Raw genomic sequence first — 4,798 nt, 5'->3', positions numbered from 1 at the left:
TAGACGGCGGCCGCAATGAGCAGGAAATTGACGATGGCGGTGAGGAAGACCCCGAACAGGATCTCGTTGCCGTTGATGGTCACCTTCGCGAAATCGTCGAAGTTGGGTGAGCCCACCAGCGCTGAGATCAGGGGCATGAGGACGCTCTCCACGAGGGCGTTGACCACTGCGCTGAAAGCCGCACCGATTACCACGGCAACCGCCAGGTCGATGACGTTGCCCTTCATGATGAATTCCTTGAAACCGTTGATCATGGGTTTCACGCTACGGGATGTTCCGTCCGGATCCGGTGAGGCGGCGCGAGGTCGCCAGGGCTACACAAGACTTCCTGGGGAACAGTAACCGGAATCAGTAACCGGGGGCGGCAGGGAGGCCGAAGTACTCTTCGAGGGTGGCGGCGCCGTCGTTCCGCATCGCTTCGGCGACGTCCACGCCCACATACCGGTAATGCCAGGCCTCGCCGGAGAATCCGGTGACAGCTTCCGCCCCGGCCGGGTACCTCAGGATGAAGCCGAACCGGTGCGCATTGGCGGCCATCCACTGCCCGGCCGCGGTGTCCGCGAAGCACGGGGCCAGGGTGCACGCGCCGTCGGACTGCCCGACGTCGAACGCGAGCCCCGTCTGATGCTCCGAGAATCCGGCCCGCGCTGAGATACGGTCTGCGGCATCGGTGTTGCCGCCGTTCTGGGCTACCCAGTGGGCGTAGGTGGACACCTGGTCCTGATAGGAGCGGTACCCGCTGACCAGGGTGAGGCCGACGCCGTCGTTCGCCGCGGCCTCGAAGAGGTCCTCGACTGCTGCTGCGGTCTCGCCGCGCAGCAGTGCATTCGGTTCCTGCACCGCGAGCGGCACCGACGGCAGCACGAGCCCGGACGGGAAGTAATCAACGGGGTTCAACGGCCGGCGCTTGTTGACCACTACGGTCAGCGACGACGGGTCGCTGTACTCGGCCGGCTCGGGACGGGGCGCAGCAGCGGATGAGCGGGCTGCACTCGGCACGGCAGTCGGCGAGGCAGTCGGCACGGCCTGCGGAGCAGCAGTGGAAGGCGCGGCTGCAGGGGAGTCAGCGGGCTCGGGTGCGCGCTGGGCCGGAGCCGGAATGGTCCCGGGAGTGAGGGTGGCGGCAGGGCTGGGAGGTGCGGTTGTCGCTGGAGCCGTTTGCGCCGCCGTCGTTGTGGCCTCGACGGTAGGGGCAGGCGTACCGCAGCCTGACAGCGCGACGAGCAGCACCGCCGTCGTCACCCACACAGGGGAGGAGCGGTGCCGCGTGGGCGCCGTCAGGTTTTTCGTAGCAGCATTCTTCGGATCGAGTGGTCGGCTTCCTTGGTGAGGACCAGGGTGGCGCGGCCGCGGGTGGGAAGGACATTGGCCATAAGGTTCGGTTCGTTGATGCGGTGCCAGATGCCGAGTGCGGTTTCGCGTGCCTCTTCATCCGTGAGGGAGGCGTACCGGTGGAAGTAGGACTCCGGGTTCGCGAAGGCACCGCTGCGCAGCGACTGGAAACGCTGGACGTACCACTCCTCAATATAGGAGGTTTTGGCGTCCACATAGATGGAAAAGTCGAAGAAATCGCTGAGCGCAAGGCCGGAGCGTCCATCGGAGCGGGTGCGTGCGGGCGCGAGAACGTTCAGTCCTTCGACGATCAGCACATCCGGCCGCCGGACCACCACTTCCCGCCCCGGAACGATGTTGTACGTCAGGTGCGAGTACCAGGGAGCACGGACCTCCTCGGCCCCGCTTTTGACCTCGCTGACAAAGCGCAGCAGACGACGACGGTCGTAGGACTCCGGGAAGCCCTTCCGCTGCATCAGGCCGCGGCGTTCCAGTTCCTCGTTCGGGTACAGGAATCCGTCGGTCGTCACCAGTTCAACGTTCGGCGTGCCAGGCCAGCGCCGCAGGAGTTCGCGGAGCACACGGGCTGTCGTGGATTTGCCGACAGCCACCGAGCCGGCCACCCCGATCACGAACGGCGTCCGGGTGGTGGTCTCGCCAAGGAACGTGTTGGTTGCGGCATGCAGCTCACCGGCAGCAGCAACATAGAGGGAGAGCAACCGGGACAGGGGCAGGTAGACCTCGCGCACCTCATCGAGGTTGAGCGCGTCTCCGAGGCCGCGCAGCCGCCTGATGTCCTCCAGGTTGAGTGGGGACTCGATCTCATTGGACAGGCGAGCCCACGTCTGCCGTTCGAGTTCGACGTACGGTGTGACACCAGCGTCCACCGTTGCCGTGGGCCCGATTCCGGACGATTGCTCACTCACCCTAGGAATTCTGCCCCCTGGTCTGGACATTAACAAACGGGTGGACGGCGCACGCGGTGTGGCTCACCTCACCGCGTGCGAGCGCGACAGGGGAACGGGTGCGCGGCAGGTAGGCTTAAGCCCATGTGTGGAATCGTAGGATACGTAGGCCGCAACAGCGGCGCCTCCCTGAACAGCGCGGTAATTGACGACGTCGATTCAAACGGCAGCCACGGCGCCCTTGATGTTGTCATGGAAGGCCTGCGCCGGCTCGAGTACCGCGGCTATGACTCCGCGGGTGTGGCTGTGCTGACCGAGAACGGCATCCAGTCACGCAAGAAGTCGGGCAAGCTCACCAACCTGGTCGCCGAGCTGGAGGCCGAACCCCTTCCGGACTCACTCACCGGAATCGGTCACACCCGCTGGGCCACGCACGGCGGGCCCACGGACCAGAACGCCCACCCCCACCTCGCTGACGACGGCAAGCTCGCCCTCATCCACAATGGCATCATCGAGAACTTCGCCGAACTGAAGGTCGAACTCCTCGACGCCGGCGCAACGTTCATCTCCGACACCGACACCGAAGTGGCAGCGGTCCTGCTGGGCAGCATTTACCGCCGCCTTGCCGAAGCCGGCACCGAGGACACACTGACCAAAGCCATGCAGGAAGCCTGCCAGCGCCTCGAGGGTGCCTTCACCCTGCTGGCCATCCACCAGGACGCGCCCGACGTCGTCGTTGCCGCCCGCCGCAACTCACCTCTCGTTGTGGGCCTCGGCGACGGCGAGAACTTCCTCGGCTCCGACGTCTCAGGGTTCATTGACTTCACCCGCCGCGCAGTCGAGCTGGGCCAGGACCAGGTCGTCACCATCACGCCCGAAGACGTCACCATCACCGATTTCTTCGGTGCGCCCGCCGAAGGCAAGGAGTTCCACGTCGACTGGGACGCCGCTGCAGCGGAAAAGGGCGGCTACGACTCCTTCATGGAGAAGGAAATCAACGACCAGCCCGACGCCGTTGGCCAGACCCTGCTGGGCCGCACCGACGCCAAGGGCAACCTGGTGCTGGATGAGCTCCGCATCGACGAGTCGATCCTGCGCTCGGTCGACAAGATCGTTGTCCTCGCCTGCGGTACCTCCGCGTACGCCGGCCAGGTCGCCAAGTACGCCATCGAGCACTGGTGCCGCATCCCCACCGAGATCGAGCTCTCCCACGAGTTCCGTTACCGGGACCCGATCGTCAATGAGAAGACGCTCGTGGTCGCGATCTCCCAGTCCGGCGAAACGATGGACACCCTGATGGCCGTCCGCTACGCCCGGGAACAGGGCGCCAAGGTGATCGCCATCTGTAACACCAACGGCTCCACCATCCCGCGCGAATCCGACGCCGTCCTGTACACGCACGCCGGTCCGGAGATCGCGGTCGCATCGACCAAGGCGTTCCTCGCGCAGATCACCGCTGCCTACCTGCTGGGCCTCTACCTGGCCCAGCTGCGCGGCAACAAGTTCCGCGACGAGATCAACCGCATCATGGGTGACCTCAGCGAGATGCCCGCCAAGATTCAGCAGGTTCTCGACAACGCGGACGACGTCAAGAAGCTCGGCCGGGAGATGTCCGATGCCAAGTCGGTGCTGTTCCTCGGCCGCCACGTCGGCTTCCCCGTGGCCATGGAAGGGGCGCTCAAGCTCAAGGAGCTCGCCTACATCCACGCTGAAGGGTTCGCTGCGGGTGAGCTCAAGCACGGCCCCATCGCACTGATTGAAGAGGGCCAGCCGGTCGTCGTCGTCCTGCCGTCTCCACGTGGCCGCGACTCCCTGCACTCCAAGGTGGTCTCCAACATTCAGGAGATCCGCGCCCGCGGCGCCATCACCATCGTGATCGCGGAGGAGGGGGACGACTCGGTGGAGGCGTTCTCCGAGCACGTCATCCACGTCCCGCAGACCTCGACGCTGCTCGCGCCGCTGCTCACCACCGTTCCGCTGCAGATCTTCGCGCTGGAGCTGGCTTCCGCCAAGGGCTACGACGTGGACCAGCCCCGCAACCTCGCGAAGTCCGTCACGGTCGAGTAGGCAGCCCGATGATCATCGGCATCGGCGTCGACGTGGTGGACGTAGCCCGGTTCGAGCGCCAGCTTGAGCGGACCCCCGGGCTGCGTGACCGCCTGTTCGTCGGCGCGGAGCGCGAGCTCAACATCCGGTCCCTCGCGGCGCGCTTCGCCGCCAAGGAAGCGGTAGCCAAGGCGCTGGGTGCTCCCGCCGGGATGAACTGGCAGGACTGCTGGATCGGTCTTGACGCCAACGGCAGCCCCACCGTCCAGGTTTCAGGCACCGTGCAGGCCGTGGCTGAGAAGCGCGGCGTGCAGCGTTGGCACCTGTCGCTCAGTCACGACGGCGGTGTCGCAACCGCCATGGTGGTGGCCGAAGGGGAATATCCGGACACCACCCGCTAGGATTCTAAGCATGCTTAGTGCTTATGCCGGGAGTTCGGTCCGGGCAGCGGAATCCCCGCTGCTCGAGGCCGGCCTCGGCGACGAGCTCATGCAGCGTGCAGCGCACGGCCTCGC

Annotated in this window: 5 protein-coding genes; 2 read left to right on the top strand and 3 right to left on the bottom strand. The window is 65.8% G+C overall.

All coding sequences use genetic code 11. The annotated features are described in order from the left end of the window. The 3 genes from mscL to coaA all read right to left on the bottom strand — a co-directional run. Window positions 1-254: large conductance mechanosensitive channel protein MscL (gene mscL / locus RIF85_RS14550; protein ID WP_309072617.1), on the bottom strand; the 254-nt coding region annotated here is incomplete at its 3' end. A gap of 94 nt (window positions 255-348) precedes the next feature. Continuing rightward, on the bottom strand, window positions 349-1,242 hold the full coding sequence (locus RIF85_RS14545) for a M15 family metallopeptidase (RefSeq protein WP_309072616.1): 894 nt from the start codon (window positions 1,240-1,242) through the stop codon (window positions 349-351). 35 nt (window positions 1,243-1,277) lie between these two features. Beyond that, window positions 1,278-2,258 carry a type I pantothenate kinase gene (gene coaA / locus RIF85_RS14540; protein ID WP_375164463.1) on the bottom strand — a complete coding sequence of 327 codons (981 nt, stop codon included), beginning with the start codon at window positions 2,256-2,258 and terminating at the stop codon, window positions 1,278-1,280. 123 nt (window positions 2,259-2,381) lie between these two features. Between coaA and glmS the strand changes: the two genes are divergently transcribed. After that, on the top strand, window positions 2,382-4,304 hold the full coding sequence (gene glmS / locus RIF85_RS14535) for a glutamine--fructose-6-phosphate transaminase (isomerizing) (protein ID WP_309072615.1): 1,923 nt from the start codon (window positions 2,382-2,384) through the stop codon (window positions 4,302-4,304). A gap of 8 nt (window positions 4,305-4,312) precedes the next feature. Then, entirely contained in the window at window positions 4,313-4,684 is a 372-nt protein-coding gene (locus RIF85_RS14530; protein WP_309072614.1) for a holo-ACP synthase, read from the top strand. Window positions 4,685-4,798 lie beyond the last annotated feature (114 nt).

Origin of the sequence: Arthrobacter sp. (assembly GCF_031179385.1) — a bacterium.
Lineage (GTDB): Bacteria > Actinomycetota > Actinomycetes > Actinomycetales > Micrococcaceae > Arthrobacter_D.
Note: the sequence above shows the minus strand (reverse complement) of the source record. Positions and strands in the feature narration are given on the sequence as shown.

Bases quoted from the DNA above. Each gene is read 5' to 3' on its own strand.
- glmS (WP_309072615.1), top strand. From the start codon at position 2,382: ATGTGTGGAATCGTAGGATACGTAGGCCGCAACAGCGGCGCCTCCCTG.
- RIF85_RS14530 (WP_309072614.1), top strand. From the start codon at position 4,313: ATGATCATCGGCATCGGCGTCGACGTGGTGGACGTAGCCCGGTTCGAG.